The 15,914-nt window shown below is 66.1% G+C and carries 14 protein-coding genes and 2 pseudogenes; 7 read left to right on the top strand and 9 right to left on the bottom strand.

Translation table 11 applies throughout. The features are described from left to right. Positions 1-164 precede the first annotated feature (164 nt). From ACQKLX_RS29330 to ACQKLX_RS29320, 3 genes are all read left to right on the top strand, one after another. Positions 165-785 (top strand): glutathione S-transferase family protein, encoded by a 621-nt coding sequence (locus ACQKLX_RS29330; protein ID WP_427365087.1) that lies wholly within the window; start codon positions 165-167, stop codon positions 783-785. Between the two features lie 52 nt (positions 786-837). Then, a complete protein-coding gene (locus ACQKLX_RS29325) occupies positions 838-1,353 on the top strand; it encodes a hypothetical protein (protein ID WP_427365086.1) in 516 nt (171 codons plus the stop codon). Positions 1,354-1,600: 247 nt separating this feature from the next. Continuing rightward, positions 1,601-2,410 (top strand): YdcF family protein, encoded by an 810-nt coding sequence (locus ACQKLX_RS29320; RefSeq protein WP_427365085.1) that lies wholly within the window; start codon positions 1,601-1,603, stop codon positions 2,408-2,410. On the opposite strand, the gene ACQKLX_RS29315 is transcribed toward ACQKLX_RS29320, so the two are convergent. The 5 genes and pseudogenes from ACQKLX_RS29315 to ACQKLX_RS29295 all read right to left on the bottom strand — a co-directional run bounded on the left by ACQKLX_RS29315 (position 2,407) and on the right by ACQKLX_RS29295 (position 5,639). Next, on the bottom strand, positions 2,407-3,645 hold the full coding sequence (locus ACQKLX_RS29315) for a glycosyltransferase (RefSeq protein ID WP_427365084.1): 1,239 nt from the start codon (positions 3,643-3,645) through the stop codon (positions 2,407-2,409). The genes ACQKLX_RS29320 and ACQKLX_RS29315 overlap by 4 nt on opposite strands. 294 nt (positions 3,646-3,939) lie before the next feature. Beyond that, a pseudogene (locus ACQKLX_RS29310) lies at positions 3,940-4,137 on the bottom strand (transposase); the annotation flags it as partial. Between the two features lie 274 nt (positions 4,138-4,411). Further along, positions 4,412-4,615: pseudogene (locus tag ACQKLX_RS29305) on the bottom strand (IS5/IS1182 family transposase); the annotation flags it as partial. Between the two features lie 13 nt (positions 4,616-4,628). Further along, the gene (locus ACQKLX_RS29300; RefSeq protein WP_427365083.1) at positions 4,629-4,913 is read right to left on the bottom strand and encodes a DUF3253 domain-containing protein; all 285 of its coding nucleotides are present in this window, start codon (positions 4,911-4,913) and stop codon (positions 4,629-4,631) included. A gap of 30 nt (positions 4,914-4,943) precedes the next feature. Continuing rightward, positions 4,944-5,639, bottom strand: coding sequence for a DUF599 domain-containing protein (locus ACQKLX_RS29295; RefSeq protein ID WP_427365082.1), 696 nt, complete (start codon positions 5,637-5,639; stop codon positions 4,944-4,946). 110 nt (positions 5,640-5,749) lie between these two features. On the opposite strand from ACQKLX_RS29295, the gene ACQKLX_RS29290 reads away from it, so the two are divergent. From ACQKLX_RS29290 to ACQKLX_RS29280, 3 genes are all read left to right on the top strand, one after another. Continuing rightward, positions 5,750-6,160, top strand: a complete 411-nt coding sequence (locus ACQKLX_RS29290; RefSeq protein ID WP_427365081.1) for a rhodanese-like domain-containing protein — start codon at positions 5,750-5,752, stop codon at positions 6,158-6,160. 9 nt (positions 6,161-6,169) lie between these two features. Then, on the top strand, positions 6,170-6,343 hold the full coding sequence (locus ACQKLX_RS29285) for a hypothetical protein (protein ID WP_427365080.1): 174 nt from the start codon (positions 6,170-6,172) through the stop codon (positions 6,341-6,343). A gap of 484 nt (positions 6,344-6,827) precedes the next feature. Further along, positions 6,828-8,624 (top strand): ABC transporter ATP-binding protein, encoded by a 1,797-nt coding sequence (locus tag ACQKLX_RS29280; RefSeq protein ID WP_427365079.1) that lies wholly within the window; start codon positions 6,828-6,830, stop codon positions 8,622-8,624. 31 nt (positions 8,625-8,655) lie between these two features. Here the strand turns inward: ACQKLX_RS29280 and ACQKLX_RS29275 are convergent, their stop codons facing one another. From ACQKLX_RS29275 to ACQKLX_RS29260, 4 genes are all read right to left on the bottom strand, one after another. Then, positions 8,656-9,138, bottom strand: coding sequence for a hypothetical protein (locus ACQKLX_RS29275; RefSeq protein WP_427365078.1), 483 nt, complete (start codon positions 9,136-9,138; stop codon positions 8,656-8,658). Next, positions 9,135-9,644, bottom strand: coding sequence for a hypothetical protein (locus ACQKLX_RS29270; protein ID WP_427365077.1), 510 nt, complete (start codon positions 9,642-9,644; stop codon positions 9,135-9,137). Before ACQKLX_RS29270 ends, ACQKLX_RS29275 begins: the two co-directional genes overlap by 4 nt. 144 nt (positions 9,645-9,788) lie before the next feature. Then, on the bottom strand, positions 9,789-10,337 hold the full coding sequence (locus ACQKLX_RS29265; protein WP_427365076.1) for a gamma-glutamylcyclotransferase family protein: 549 nt from the start codon (positions 10,335-10,337) through the stop codon (positions 9,789-9,791). Between the two features lie 169 nt (positions 10,338-10,506). Beyond that, positions 10,507-11,679 (bottom strand): isovaleryl-CoA dehydrogenase, encoded by a 1,173-nt coding sequence (locus ACQKLX_RS29260; protein WP_427365075.1) that lies wholly within the window; start codon positions 11,677-11,679, stop codon positions 10,507-10,509. A 223-nt stretch (positions 11,680-11,902) separates the two neighbouring features. Between ACQKLX_RS29260 and ACQKLX_RS29255 the strand changes: the two genes are divergently transcribed. Further along, the coding region (locus ACQKLX_RS29255) for a beta strand repeat-containing protein (protein ID WP_427365074.1) at positions 11,903-15,914 on the top strand (4,012 nt) is incomplete at its 3' end.

The following is a 15,914-nucleotide window of genomic DNA, read 5'->3' as shown; positions in this document are numbered from 1 at the left end:
AGAACGTGCTGCGCGCCGAGAAGGACGTCACCATCGCCAAGATCCTGGCGAAGGAAGGCGACTCGCTGGCCGTCGACGCCGTCATCATGGAATTCGCCTGAGGCGCTTGCCTTCGCAGGACCGCCGGATGATTGTCGCCGCCCTATCACGCGAAGGTGGCGACCATGCTGACGATCTGGGGACGGATCAGCTCGATCAATGTGCAGAAGGTGGTCTGGGCCGCCGGCGAGGTCGGACAACCCTTCGAGCGCATCGATGTCGGCGGCCAATTCGGCGGCAATCGCGAGCCGGCCTATCTCGCCAAGAATCCGAACGGGCAGGTTCCGACGCTGGAGGATGGCGAGGTCGTCATCTGGGAATCGAACAGCATCGTGCGCTATCTCGCCGCCCGCTATGGAGCCGGCTGGATCTGGGAGGAGGACCCGGCGAAGCGGGCCGAGGCCGATCGCTGGATGGACTGGATGCTGTCGGAATTGCAGCCGTCGATGACGCCGGCCTTCTGGGGGCTGGTCCGCAAGACGCCGGGCTATACCGATGAGGCGGTGATCGCGGCCTCCGTCACCAAGGCGCAAGCCAAGCTCGATATCCTGGAGGCGCATCTGGCGGGGCGGGCCTACCTCGCCAATGAACGCTTTGGCATGGGCGACATCACGGTGGCACTCGGCGCGCATCGCTGGCTGCACATGCCGGTGCAACACAAGGAGTGGCCCAATATCCGCCGCTGGTATGCGCAGGTCTCGGCGCGGCCGGCGGCCGGCCCCGCCATGCCGTTGCCAATCACGTGAAGCCCGGGCGGCGGCGCTTGACCCCGCCGATTTGGCGGTCATGATCGCCGCCATGCGCGATTTCCTCGTCATTTCCGCCGTTCTGGTGCAATTCGGCTGTGCGGCGGCGCTCGCGCAGGTGCCGACCAATCCGGTGCAGTCGGCCGACCGCATGCAGGTGGCGAATTGCGTCAGGCAGGGCCTCGCCGCAAGCCCGGCCTGCATTGGTCTCGTTGCGGTGCCTTGCGTCAGCGCCGCCTCGGTGAACGACCGGCCCCAGGCCGAGATCACTTGCGCAAGGCGCGAGGAGGCCGTCTGGCGCGAGCGGTTGACTCTGGCCGGGGCAGCGCTCGGCCGGACGCTCGATGCCGGCGCGCGCAGCCAGTTCGCGGCACTGCAGCTCGCCTGGCAGAGCTATGCCGTGCAGAAATGCGCCTTCTATGGCGCTGCCCAGCCACCGGCGCGCTCGGCCGGGCTGCAGGCCGGCTGCGAGTTGCGCGAGGTCGCCGAGCGTGCGCTCGAGGTCGAGCGCTTCGCGGCTCGGCAGACCCGCCGCCCGCCGGCGCAGCCACCGCAGATCATCAGGTAGGATCAGGGCTCGTCATGGTCGGCCTTGAGCCGACCATCTTATGCCGGATGGGGAACCGGCCAGCGCCTTCTCGTCACGAGATTCTCGGATCTGCGCAGCGCTCCGCCCGAGAATGACGGCGCCGGCCGTCCGGTCGCTCACCGCAACGTGAACGCAATCTGACCGCGAACCTCGGCTGCGCTCAGCCGTTTCCTAACGGCCTGTCAGCTTTCTCAGGGTAAGGGAGGCGGGTCTGTTCAAGAAAGTCATGTTCTTCGTCCTTTCCAAGATCTTCTGGTTCCTGGCTTCGCCGGTGAACCTCGCCATTGGTGGGCTGGTGCTGGCGAGCCTGCTCGCCTTCACGCGCTTTTCCGGGCCGGGGCGCTGGCTCGGACTGATCTGCGTATTCGTGCTCGGCCTACTCGCCTTCAGCCCGCTGCCGCGCATCGTCGTCAGGCCATTGGAGGACCGCTTCCCGCAGCAGGCGGTGCATTCCGGCAAGGTCGATGGCATCATCGTGCTCGGCGGCGCGATCGGCGTGGCGCGCGAAGACATCGTGCTCAACAATGCCGCGGCGCGGATGACCAAGGCGGTCGAGCTCGCCCGCGCCCATCCCGAGGCGAAGCTGGTCTTCACCGGCGGCGGCGCCAATCTGCTCTCGCCGGTGGTGCGGACCGAGGCCGACGGGGCACGATTGCTGTTCCTCGGGCTCGGTCTGCCGGAGAACCGCCTCGTCCTCGAGGACAAGTCGCGCAATACGGTCGAGAACGCGGTGTTCACCCGCCGGCTGGTCGATCCCAAGCCCGGCGAGCGCTGGCTGCTGGTGACCTCGGCCTGGCACATGCCGCGCGCCATGGGCGTGTTCCGCAAAGCCGGATTCCAGGTCGAGGCCTTTCCGGTGGACTTCCTCTCGGCCGGCGCGCCGGCTGACTACGTCCGGCCTTATCGCAAGGCGGCGCGCGGGCTCGACATCGCCGACGACGCCTTCAAGGAATGGGCCGGACTGCTCGCCTACTATCTCGCCGGCTATACGGACGCGCTGTTTCCGGGGCCGGCGCAGGCGGCGACGCGGCGCTAGGAGCGTGGCCTGTCCCGGCTGATCGCGTCGAGCAGCAGTTTCGCAGCCACCTCCGCTCCATCGCTATGGATCGCGCGAGCCATAGCCGCCGCCCGTGTTCCGGTCCCAGGCGCCAGCGCGATGGCGAGCGCTGCCGACAAGGATTCGAAACTCGGCGTCGGACCATCATGAGCCGCGCCGATGCCCAGCCCCGTCACGCGGGCAGCCCAATAGGGCTGGTCGGCGATCTGTGGAACGATCACCTGCGGCACGCCGGCGCGGGTCGCGACTGTCGTTGTGCCGGCGCCGCCATGATGCATCACGGCCGCCATTCGCGGGAACAGCGCCTGCTGGTTGACGTCACCGGTGATGAAGCAATCGCCCCGATCGTCGTCCAATACGAGATCTGCCCAGCCTTGCAGCAGGACCACGCGGCGGCCCTGTGCCCGGATCGCCTCGATCGCTACGCGAGCGGCGTCCCTTGCCGATTGCATGAACATGCTGCCGAAGCCGACATAGATCGGCGGCTCGCCGGTCTCGATGAATGCCTCCAGCTCCGCCGGAAGCGGACGCTTGTCAGGCAGGATCCAGGCGCCCGTCTGCACAGCGTCGCAGAGCTTCGTCGGCTGCCAGGGCCACAGGACCGGGTCCGAGGCCAGCAGCGGCCGGTCCGTGAACACGTGATCGCGGGCGTCGTGGACCAGCGGCAAGCCGACCGCCGAGCGGTGCGCCCTGAGCGCCTCGCCGAACAAGGCATTCATGGTCCGGGCGTTGAACTCCCATAAGTCCCGGTTATCGGTCACCTCCACCGGCAGCGGATGGCCGGGATAAGGGAAGGGGCGGTGATGGTGCGATGGCAGGAAGAGCGGGCAGAAGGTGACGTGGCGATAGGCTATCCCGGCCAGCTCGGCGACCGAGCATGCGGCACTCGCCGACGGAAACAGGCCGGTCGCGACGATCGCAGTGCAGCCCTCGGCCGCTGCCGAGATGGCCTCGAACTGCGCCGCCATCATGTCGGAGGCGAGCTTGTGGAAGTCTGCGGTCGATGCAGGCTTCGCCCGCTCGCCGACCCATTGGCGGATCGGCATGAAGGCCGGCGCCAGCGGCACGCCGGCGCGTGCCAGCAGCTCGGCGAACTCCCGGTCCGGCGGGGCCGAGACCACGGCTTCGACGCCGAGCATCTGCAATTCAACTGCCAGTGCCGCCATGGGCTCGACATCGCCGCGCGAGCCATAAGTCGATAAAAGGACACGCATTTTGCTACTCCCTTTGACCCGGGGTTCAGGTCGAGGGCAGCGTTGCTAGGCCATGGAGGGGGGCTTGCCGCAAGCCCCGGGGTGCGTTAGACGATGATAGTGGCAAGAGGCAGGGGTGTTCCCCTGCCTTTTTTATTGCAGTCGAGGCCGCTCCTGGCCAGGCGCTGGCGCGGCTTCGAGCACAGCTTCAAGCATCACAGACATCCTGTGACGGCCGTTGCTCGTCGCTGCCCGACGATGGCGGTCGCAGCGGGCCGATCCGGATGCTGGGGGACGGCTTGGGGTCCGGACGCATAACCAGTGACTGACGGTTGCTGCGATGCAGACCGCTGCTAGGAAGTTTGTAGCCAGTCGATCGTATCGGGGGCGATGCGGCGGAAGTCCTCGAGCCTGCAGAACATGCGCTCGATGGCCTTGCGGTTCCGGTAGAGGTGCGGCGAGGCAGTTCTGCCACGTCCGGTTTGCCTTCGGCGGGATGTTGGCGAAAGCGCCGCGCTCTTTGACCTATGTACGGCGTCAGGTTCGTCGTTTTCATGTCAATTAGCATCCGCTAAAACGTCACACAATGTACTTCATTATCGCAATCATCCTCTACGTAGTCGGGCTTGTCATAGCGTCGGCCATCGATCCGGCGTACGGACTATTCGCTGTGGGGATGATCTACTACACGTGGCCGATTTCGATCTTCTGTATCGTAGTGATTTGGTTGATCCTGCGCGCACTGTTCAGGGGACGCTTGAAACCTCCCCAGTCCGAGGCGCCGGACTCATAACCCGTAGCTGACGGTTGCTGCGATGCAGACCGCTGCGAGGAAGTTTGTAGCCAGTCGATCGTATCCGGCTGCAATGCGGCGGAAGTCCTTGAGCCTGCAGAACATGCGCTCGACGGCGTTGCGGTCCCGATAGAGATATGGCGAGACGCAGTTCTTCCACGTCCGGTTTGCCTTCGGTGGGATATTGGCGAAAGCGCCGCGCTGCCTGACCCTAGTCCTGGCCGGCCGCATCGTCGCCCGGCAGGCGCAGGCGATAGACGCCGCGGAAATCATCGGGGTCGACCGGCCGCCCTTTTCGGGTGATCACCAGTCGGCCGTCCTTCATCAACTGCACGGCGATACGGCGGATCGGCTGCATCAGCGGGCCCCAGCCATCGGGATGGTCGCCGCCGAGGGCGCGGGCGACATCCATCGGGCCGAGGGTGCGCTCGTCGCCGCGCTCGGCCGCGAGGCGCAGGATGGTGTCAGCGAGTTCGTCGTCGGTCGGTCTGGTCATGCCGCTTGCTGAGCCGGCGGGCGCAGTTCGTCAAGCGGTGCGACGTCCCGCGCCGACGGCGGCCGCTGAATCCGAGGCGAATTGCCGGCGCCACATCACGGTCAGCACCGCCGCGGTCGCGATCAGGAAGAGCCAGGGCGAGATGAACCAGCCGAGATAGGCCAGGGCGAAGAAGAAGGCGCGCTGGCCGCGGTTGAAGTGCAGCCCGGCGACGATGTTCATCCTCACCGCCTCGCGCGCCGCCGCAATCGTCTCCGGCTTGTCGGCCTCGGTATGCGGCGGGATCGCGCCGATCAGGATGGCGCAGTAGTTGAACAGCCGATAGGCCCAGCCGAACTTGAAGAAGGCATAGGCGAAGATCACCGCGAGCCCGATCACCTTGATCTCCCAGGCGGCCCGGGTCGTCGTGGTGGCGAAAGGCAGGTCGGCGAAGATCTGGACGACGCGGTCGGCCGATTGCAGCAGAGTCAGCGAACCGCCGATTGCGATCAGCGAGGTCGAGGCGAAGAAGGCGGTACCGTTCTGCAGGCCGTTCATCACCTGCGTGTCTATGATCCGGTTCTCGCGCTTGACCGATTCCATGATCCAGCGCTCGCGGCGCTCGTTCATCAACGTGTTGAGGCTGCGCCGCGAATGCGGGCCTATCTCGACAGCCAGGAGATAGCCGATCCAGGCGGCGGCGAAGAAGGCGATCGCGATCAGGTCGAGCGTTCCGAATCCGGCCATGAGCCCCTCCGGTCGGCAATCTGACGGCAGCGCCAGTGCCCGGCAAGCCCGCGATTGACGCCAGCCGCCGCAGCCGCCACCTTGCCGGCCTCTTCAGGGGAGGGCCGGCCATGCCGCAGACGATCACCAAGGGCTACAAGGCATTGCTGGCCGAAGCGGAAGCTGCGGTGAAGACGCTCTCGGTCGAGGAGGCGCAAGGCCTGGTCGGGCGGGCGGACACCGTCTTCGTCGATCTGCGCGATCCGCGCGAGCTCGAGCGGGAAGGGCGCATGCCCGGCGCCTTCCATTGCCCGCGCGGCATGCTGGAGTTCTGGATCGACCCGGAAAGCCCCTATGCCAAGCCGGTCTTCCAGGAGGACAAGCAATTCGTCTTCTTCTGCGCCGGCGGCTGGCGCTCGGCGCTCGCGGCGAAGACGGCGCAGGATATGGGCCTGAAGCCGGTGGCGCATGTCGCCGGTGGCTTCGGCGCCTGGAAGAAGGCCGGTGCACCCTTCGATGCACCCGAGCCCAAGCAAGGCTGAGCCCGGCGCTTGTCCCACATCCTGATTGTTCTGGCGGTCATCGCCTTCCTGTTCCGCAAGCCGCTCGGCCGCCTGATCGCCCGGCAGTTCCCGGACCGGGCGAAGCGCCAGCGCGTGCTGGCCACGATCATCGCGGCGTTTCTGCTGGTGATCGGGATGCGGCTGCTGGCGCTGTTGTGGTAGGCCTCCTTCTCCCCTCGGGGGAGAAGGTCCGGCAGGGGATGAGGGCGGCGCGACTGGGCGAAAGCCGGACAAGTTGAGCTGTCCTTCCCTCATCCGACCCGGCTTCGCCGGGCCACCTTCTCCCCCGAGGGGAGAAGGAAGAACCCGCGAATTCCATCACGCGCGTCGTTCGACATCGTGACGGCAATGCGAAGTCCGATCGGTTTCGATTGCAACCACCCCATGCATCGGACGCGGCTTGCACAATAAGCGGGCATCGGGCATCTTGCCTGCCTTGGCTCCAACTCAGGAAAGGGAGGGCTGAATGAGTTTTATCGTCATCGTCGCTCCCGCCATGCGGTCCCGCCACCACTAGGTCGGTTCCGCACGAGGCCCGCCTGCCAGGCGGCCCGAGCCATCATTTCCAAACGCGTTTTCTGAAGCCGCGGCCTTCGCTGCGCTTCGCCTGAATTTGGAGCCGGTCTCATCCAGACCGGGTGCTTTCATGTCTCTTTCTCTCAAGACGGAGCGGCAGGAGCCGTTCCGGGCCGTTCTCGGCTTCACATTTTCGCATTGGGGCCGCCAGCGCTGGCGCGTCGCCGGCGTGGTCTTCACCGTGATGGCGGCGACTGCGGCCGACCTGTTCATGCCGCTCTATGCCGGGCGGCTGGTCGATGCGGTCGCCGGCGAGAAGGCGAGCGGGCAGGGTGCCGCGCTTGCCGCGCTCGCCATGATGATCGCGCTCGGCGCGGGCACGGTGCTGTTCCGGCACCTGTCCTTCATCGGCATCACCGAAATGACCCTGCGCACGATGGGCGACGTGGCGCGCGAGGCCTTCGCGCGCCTGCAGCGCTTCTCGACCGACTGGCACGCCAATAACTTTGCCGGCTCGACAGTGCGCAAGATCACCCGTGGCATGTGGGCGCTCGACCTGCTCACCGACACGGTCGTGATCGCGCTGCTGCCGTCATTGATCGTGCTGCTGGGCACGACGGTGCTGCTGGCCTGGCATTGGCCGGCGATGGGCGCGATCGTTCTTGCCGGCGCGGTGATCTACTGCGCCGTTACGATCGCGCTGTCGCTGCGCTTCGTCGCGCCGGCGGCGACGCTCGCCAACAGCTGGGACACAAGGCTGGGCGGCGCGCTCGCCGACTCGATCTCGTGCAACCCGGTGGTAAAGGCCTTCGGCGCCGAGGCTCGCGAGGACAACCGTCTGACCGGCGTGCTGGCAAAGTGGGCCGGGCGGACGCGGCGGACCTGGGTGCGCGGAACCTGGTCGGGAACTGCGCAGCAGATCGTGCTGCTAGGCCTGCGCGCCGCGGTGATCGGGCTGGTGATCTGGCTCTGGGCCAATGGCCAGGCCTCGCCCGGCGACGTCGCCTTCGTGCTGACCAGCTATGCCGTCGTGCATGGCTATCTGCGCGATGTCGGCCAGCACGTGCACAACCTCCAGCGTTCGGTGAACGACATGGAGGAGCTGGTGGCGATGCATTCGCTGCCCTTCGGCGTGCCGGATCGTCCCGGTTCGACGGCGATGGACGTGACCGCCGGCGAGATCGCCTTCGAGCGGGTGACCTTCCACTACGGAGGCCACATCGAGCCGCTCTATCGCGATTTCTCGCTGACGATCAAAGCGGGCGAGAAGGTCGGCCTGGTCGGGCGCTCCGGCTCCGGCAAGACCACCTTCGTCAAGCTGGTGCAGCGTCTCTACGACGTCACCGGCGGGCGCATCGCCATCGACGAGCGCGACATCGCCTCGGCGACGCAGGCCTCGCTGCGGGCGCAGATCGCGATCGTGCAGCAGGAGCCGGTGCTGTTCCACCGCTCGCTGGCGGAGAACATCGCCTATGGCCGGCCCGGAGCCAGCATGGCGCAGATCGAGCAGGCGGCGAAGCTCGCCAATGCGCATGAGTTCATCATGCGCCTGCCCAAGGGCTACGGCACGCTCGTCGGCGAGCGCGGCGTCAAGCTCTCGGGCGGCGAGCGGCAGAGGGTGGCGCTGGCACGCGCCTTCCTGGCCGACGCGCCGATCCTGATTCTGGACGAGGCGACCTCGAGCCTCGATTCGGAATCGGAGGCGCTGATCCAGGAGGCGATGGAGCGGCTGATGGAAGGCCGCACCACCATCGTCATCGCCCACCGGCTCTCGACGGTGCGCGCCATGGACCGCATCCTGGTCTTCGACCGCGGCAAGGTCGTGGAAGAGGGCCGGCATGAGGCGCTGCTGACCCATGACGGCGGCATCTACCGGGCGCTGTTCGAGAAACAGGTCAGCGAACTGGCCAAGGGGCTGGTGGCGTAAGCCGCCAGTCGCGCCCCTCGACGTCGGTGCTTTAGCTGTCCGGCTGGCAACAGCCGGACAGCAATCCGTCCCTGTACCAGACCGAGATCGTCATCGGCCTGTCCTCGTCGCTGTTGGTCGCCGAGCAGGCTTCATGACCGATGACGCCGCGAATCTCCGCCTTCGGTCCGAAGGTCACGCCCGCGATCAGCGTCGTATTGCGGCTTTGCTGCAGAGTGAATGGAGAGGTGGACGCCTCGCCATCGCCGTCAGAGAAGCGGGCTTTGCCGTCGGTCCCGAGCTTCAAGCTCCAAAAGGGCTCGTCGCCACCGCAGCTGAGGGGCGCCGCCGGCGTTTCCGGGGAACGAGCGAGAGCCGAGCCGGCTATCAGCGCGGCGAGAAGCACGAAGACGGCTCTGGCGCGGATGGGTTTCATCGCGGTTCCTCCAACGACGCGTTCAATTCGCCATGAACAACGCCTTACGCCGCCGCCCAGATAGGACAGCGGCGCAAAAAGCCTGAAGACGCGGCTCAAACGGCCTGTTCTTCGCTCTCCAAGCGGCGGCGGCCGAGCAGGAAGAACAGGGCCGAGCCGACGATACCAATCGCGCCGGCGCCAGCGCCGACATAGATCATCTCACTGTCCTGATCGGCCTGCTTGGCGGCATCGTCGGCGATGATCACCGCGTCCTTGCCGGGCTCGTCCGGCAGATACTTGATCTTCAGCGTGTCGACGGTGAGCTTGTCGTTGCTGATGATGCGATTGGCGAACTGGTTGGAGACCGAGATCTTTTCGGCCGTGCGGTCCTTGCCGGTGGCGTCCTTCCAGGCGAGGTCGACGCTGTAGCTGGTGCCACCGCGGCGACGCTTGGTCCGGGTCGCACCCTCGACCGAGGCCTGCGCCTCGATGCCCTCAGCTGCGATCGTCCTGACGCGCTCGCCGTCCTGCCAGCTGAAGAAGGCGAGGACGGGGCCTCCGATCGCTGCGATCAGCAGCAGCCATTTGATCTTGCCGGTGATCCAGCCGACGATTCCGCTCATTGGGGCCTCCATCGAGACAGTTCGGGAAAGGAGCCCGGAACCTGTCCGGACGCCTCCCGCCTGTCCCGGCCAGCGCGGCTTTCGCACCTTCGGCGGCCTCGCGCATGGCGCGCATGCGCCAGCGTCAATCTCTCGAAACTCGAACTATTCGGACGCTTTGCCGGCGCGGATCGCCGAGCTCGGCGCGGCGGCGCGCGGCCTGACGCCGGCGACGGGGCCAGCCGGCAGCAGCTCGCTCAGATCTGGATTCAACGGCTTGCCATCCTGAATCGGCTTGCTCAGAAAACGATTCATTCCGGCCAGGTAAGTCTCTGGCAAGGCCCAGCTTCTGGCGCTGGCGACGATGCTCTCGAGATAGCCGGGGCGGGGCCGGCCGAGCTGCGCGCTGCGCCCGACATAGATCAGCGCTCGCCTGGCGCCGCCCTCGACCACGACCGGCTGGTTGATCTTGATATAGAGGCCGCTGGCCAGCTCCTCGAACTTGTCGAGCGTGCGGATGTCGCCGAGCGCGCAGTCCCAGAGCACACCATGGACGCTTTCACGCGGATCGCGGAGCACCGAGGCATAGCCGTCCGTGGTGATGATGAAGCGATGGCGCGGCAGGCGGGCGAGGCCGAGCGGCGTCGAGCGCGGGCAGCGCTCGCGCATCGCGGCGACGTCCATGTTGGCGCCATAGGCGAAGTAGAGGGGCATAGGTGCGCGTTACCGAAGAGGCCTCCTTCTCCCCTCGGGGGAGAAGGTCCGGCAGGGGATGAGGGCGGTCCGACTGGGTGAGATGAGGGTAGATTGGGTGCGTCCTTCCCTCATCCGTCAGCGCTTCGCGCTGCCACCTTCTCCCCCGAGGGGAGAAGGAAGAACAGCCTCACTTCGTCTTGTTGAACAGTTCCCGGCCGATCAGCATGCGGCGGATCTCGCTGGTGCCGGCGCCAATCTCGTAAAGCTTGGCGTCGCGCAGCAGGCGCCCGGTCGGGTAGTCGTTGATGTAGCCGTTGCCGCCGAGCAGCTGGATGGCGTCGAGGGCGAGCTGCGTCGCCTTCTCGGCCGCGATCAGGATGGCGCCGGCGGCGTCCTCGCGGGTGGTCTCGGCCCGGTCGCAGGCCTTGGCGACGGCATAGACATAAGCCTTGCACGAGTTCATCGCGACATACATGTCGGCGACCTTGCCCTGGACCAGCTGGAACTCGCCGATCGACTGGCCGAACTGCTTGCGCTCGTGGATATAGGGCAGGACGATGTCCATTGCCGCCTGCATGATGCCGAGCGGGCCGGCCGAGAGCACGACACGCTCATAATCGAGCCCGCTCATCAGCACGTTGACGCCGCGACCGACCGAGCCGAGCACGTTCTCCTCGGGAACCTCGCAGTCCTCGAAGACGAGCTCGCAGGTGTCGGAGCCGCGCATGCCGAGCTTGTCGAGCTTCTGATGGGTCGAAAAACCCTTCATGCCCTTCTCGATCAGGAAGGCGGTGATGCCCTTGGGACCGGCTTCCGGATCGGTCTTGGCGTAGACCACCAGCGTCTCGGCGATCGGGCCGTTGGTGATCCACATCTTGTTGCCGGTCAGGACATAGCGGTCGCCTTTCCTGACCGCCTTGGTCTTCATCGAGACGACGTCGGAGCCCGAGCCCGGCTCCGACATTGCGAGCGAGCCGACATGCTCGCCCGAGATCAGCTTGGGCAGGTACTTCCTCTTCTGCGCATCGTTGCCGTTGCGGGCGATCTGGTTGACGCAGAGATTGGAATGGGCGCCGTAGCTGAGACCGACCGAGGCCGAGGCGCGGCTGACCTCCTCGATCGCGACGCAGTGCTCGAGATAGCCGAGGCCGGCGCCGCCATACTCCTCCGGGACGGTGATGCCGTGCAGGCCGAGCGCGCCCATTTCCGGCCAGAGGTCGCGCGGGAACTGGTTGGTGCGGTCGATCTCCTCGGCGCGCGGCGCGATCTTCTCCTGCGCGAAGGCGTGGACGGTGTCGCGGATCGCGTCGGCGGTCTCGCCGAGGTCGAAATTGAAGGGGCGGGGCGCGTTGGCGAGCATGATGTCCTCCCGGCTCGGATGAGAGCTTTGCCCGGTTATAGCGCGGTTGGCCCTCAAGTCAGCGGGCATGCGCCGATAGTTGGTTCTGCACCGATGCCCAGGCTTTCGAGGCCGGCACGCGGCAAATCCGCCACACCGGATCGTTTTGCCGGGTTGTGAATGGCTGTTCATTGCCTTGCCAGTGCCCTGGCGTAAGCCTTCCGCAGCGGCCGGGGAACAAGACGTGGCTTTGATTTTCGACGGAAGATGGGGCGGCCTGGCCCTGCGGCTGGCATTGCTCGCCGGCACGGCGCTCGTCACGCCCGCCCACGCGCAGAATGCGACCTGGCACGCGACGCCGGTCTCGGGCGATTTCTACACCGGCCTAAACTGGGACACCGGCGTGCGGCCGTCCGGCACGGCCTTCTTCGGCACGTCGACGATTACGAACCTGTCGTTCGCGAACGATGTGACCATCGGCGGGTGGACGTTCAACGCCAATGCCGCGAACTACAGCTTCAGCAACAACCGGATTCTGGAGTTCACCGGAGCGGGTATCGTCGTCAACGGCGGCAGCGCGACCATCAGCAACAGCGGCGACCTCTATTTCCGGAACGCCAGCTCCGCGGGCAGCGCCTCGATCACGAACAGCTTCTTCACACAGTTCCACGACACCAGCACGGCCGGCAACGCCACCATCACCAACACGGCTTACCTGCTGTTCTACGACAACAGCACGGCCGGCAACGCGACAATCGTCAACACTGGTGCCGGCCTGATCAACTTCCACACGTCGAGCACGGCTGGAAACGCCTCCATCACCAACAATGGCAGCCTGAGCTTCTACGACACGAGCAAGGCCGGCAGCGCCACCATCACCAACAAGAACAGCCTGATCTTCTATGACAGCAGCTCGGCCGATAGCGCGACCATCGTCAATGAGAGCAGCCTGATCTTTCGCGGCTTCAGCACGGCTGGCACGGCGACGATCACGACGGCCGCCGGGGCGACGACCCAGTTCGTCGCCGCCGGCAGCAGCGCCGGGGCGCGCTTCATCACCCAGGCCGGCGGCACGGTCGATATCTCGGATCCCGCCGGATTGGCCGCGATGACGGCAGGCTCGATCGAGGGGGCCGGCAACTACGTCATCGGCGCCAAGCAGTTCACGGTCGGCTCGAACAATCTCTCGACCGAGGTGAGCGGCGTCATCTCCGGCAGCGGCTCGCTGATCAAGACCGGCGCGGGCACGCTGACCTTATCGGGGATCAATACCTATAGCGGCGGCACGACGATCTCCGGCGGAACGTTGCAGCTTGGCACGGCCGGCAGCAGCGGCACCATTCTGGGAACAGTCGCCGTCGGCAATGGCACGACATTCAATATCGTCAACGCCGACACGAGCGGCATCACGACGCTCTCGAATAATGGGCGCACATATTTTCGCGGCACCAGCAGCGCCGGCACGAGCAGCTTCACCAATACCGGCTCCGGCCTGACGCTGTTCTACGGCACCAGCACAGCGGGCAGCGCCACCATCGTCAACCACGGCTCCTGGGGGTTCAACGACACCAGCACCGCCGGCAGCGCCACCATCACGAACACCTACAGCATGGCTTTCGCCGGCAGCAGCACGGCGGGCAGCGCCACAATCTTCAACAATTATGGATTGTCTTTCGACGGCAACAGCACAGCCGGCAGCGCCACCATCACCAACAACAACGACCTGCGATTCTTCGACACCAGCACGGCGGGCAATGCTACCATCATCAACAACGGCACTCTGCAATTCTACGCCAACAGCACAGCCGGCAGCGCCACCATTACCAACAACAGCGGCAGAGATCTGAATTTCAACGACGCCAGCACGGCTGGCGATGCCGCCATCACCAACAGCGGCAACCTGCGCTTCTACGGCAGCAGCACGGCGAGCAGCGCCACCATCACCAACAACGACGCCCTTGTCTTCTTCGGCGCCAGCACGGCCGGCAGCGCCACCATCACCAACAGCCACAATGTGTACTTCTACGGTACCAGCACGGCGGGCAATGCCGCAATCACGAACAGTAATTACCTGAGCTTCAACAACGCCAGCACGGCCGGCAGCGCCACGATCACCAACAACAATAATCTGTATTTCTACGATACCAGCACGGCCGGCAATGCCACCATCTTCAACATCGGCCAGGTGGAATTCAACGCGGCCAGCACGGCTGGCAGCGCCACCATCACCAACGACGGCATGCTGCGATTCTACAACACCAGCACCGCGGGCAGTGCCACCCTTGTCAACAATGCCGGCGGAACGGTCGACTTCTCGAGCAGCACCGGCCCGAACGGCGACGGCAAGCTGAGCGCGGGATCGATCGCGGGCGCCGGTAATTACATCCTCGGCGCCAATGAGCTGACGGTCGGCTCGAACAATCTCTCGACCGAGGTGAGCGGCGACATCTCCGGCTCCGGCGGCTCGCTGGTCAAGACCGGCACGGGCACGCTGACCCTGACCGGCGCCAAGACCTATACCGGCAGCACGACGATCTCGGCCGGCACGCTCCAGTTCGGCAATGGCGCGTCGGCCGGCAGCATCAATCTGGCCGGCAGCGTCAACGTCACCGGCGGCACGCTGGCGATCCAGGCGCCGACGACCTTGACCGTCGCGCAGACCGTGACCTTCGGCGACAACACCACGCTGTCGATCGCCGCCGGCACGAGCAGCCCCGCGCTTTCCGCCAACGGCATCACGATCGGCAACGGCGTCACCTTCAACCTCAGCGGCATCAGCGACGCGAGCCAGCTCGACATGGTGCTGATCGATACCGCATCAGGCATCAGCGGTGACTTCGCCAGCATCAGCGTCGGCGGCTTCAGCGGCACGGTGGACTACCTCACCCTCTCCACCCGCAAATCGGCTGACGGCCGGCAGTATCTCGCCAGCTATGGCCTGGCCTGGAGCGCCCACAACAATCTTGCTCATGGCACCTTCACGCTGACCAACGCCGCTGACAGCTTCACGGTCGGGGCGGCGCTGGCCGATCAGGCGGCGAACCCTGCGACCGGCTGGAACGGCACCTCGCTGACCAAGGCCGGCGCCGGCACGCTGATCCTGACCGCAACCAACACCTATACCGGCGGCACGACGATATCGGGCGGCACGCTCCAGATCGGCAATGGCGGCACGACCGGCTCGATCCTCGGCGATGTCGTCAATAACGGCCGGCTCGTCTTCAATCGCAGCAACGCGATCAGCTTCAACGGCGCCATCAGCGGCACGGGCGGCCTGACCAAGCAGGGCGCCGGCACGCTCACCCTGACCGGTGCCAACAGCTATTCCGGCGCGACCGCGGTGTCGGCCGGCACGCTCTTCATCGATGCTGCACGGGCGATGTCGGCGGCTTCGGACTACAGCATTGCGACAGGCGCGCAATTGCAGATCAGCGATGGGCTGGGCGCCGTGACCGCCGCATCGATCGCCGGCGCGGGCAATATCCAGATCGGCACCGGCACGACATTGAAGGCCGGCGGCAGCAACGCCTCGACGACGTTCTCGGGCAAGATCACCGGCAATGGTGGGCTCGACAAGACCGGCAGCGGCACGCTGACGCTGACGGGAGCCAACACTTACACCGGCGCGACCAAGGTCTCGGGCGGCAAGCTGGTGGTGAACGGCTCGATCGCGAGCACGGTGACGCTGGACGGCGGCACGCTCGGCGGCTCCGGTACGATCGGTGGAGTCACGGCCGGTGCCGGAGCCACCATCGCGCCTGGCAATTCGATCGGGACGCTCAATGTCTCCGGCAATGTCTCGTTTGCCTCGGGCTCGACCTATCAGGTCGAGGTCAACGCCGCCGGCCAGAGCGACAAGATCGTGGCGTCGGGCAGGGCGACCATCACCGGCGGCACGGTCGAGGTGCTGGCCGAGAACGGCAACTACGCGGCGAGCACGAGCTACACGATCCTGACCGCCTCGGGCGGCGTTACCGGCAGCTTCGCCAGCGTCACCTCGAACCTCGCCTTCCTGACGCCGTCGCTTGGCTACGATGCGACCAACGTCACGCTGACCATGACCCGCAACGACACCGGTTTCGGCCCGGGTGGCGGGAGCAACTTCGTTGCCACGACCCGCAACCAGGGCTTCATCGCCAATGCGGCCGAGCGGCTCGGCGTCGGCAACCCGATCTACGACACGCTGCTCTCGGGCACGGCCGAGCAGGCCCGCGCCGGCTTCGACCTGCTCTCTGGTGAAGCCCATGCGCAAGCCG

The organism is Allobosea sp. NPDC003192, assembly GCF_050275675.1.
Lineage (GTDB): Bacteria > Pseudomonadota > Alphaproteobacteria > Rhizobiales > Beijerinckiaceae > Allobosea.
The sequence above is the reverse complement of the archived record's forward strand: the minus strand, read 5'-3'. Positions and strand labels throughout refer to the sequence as shown.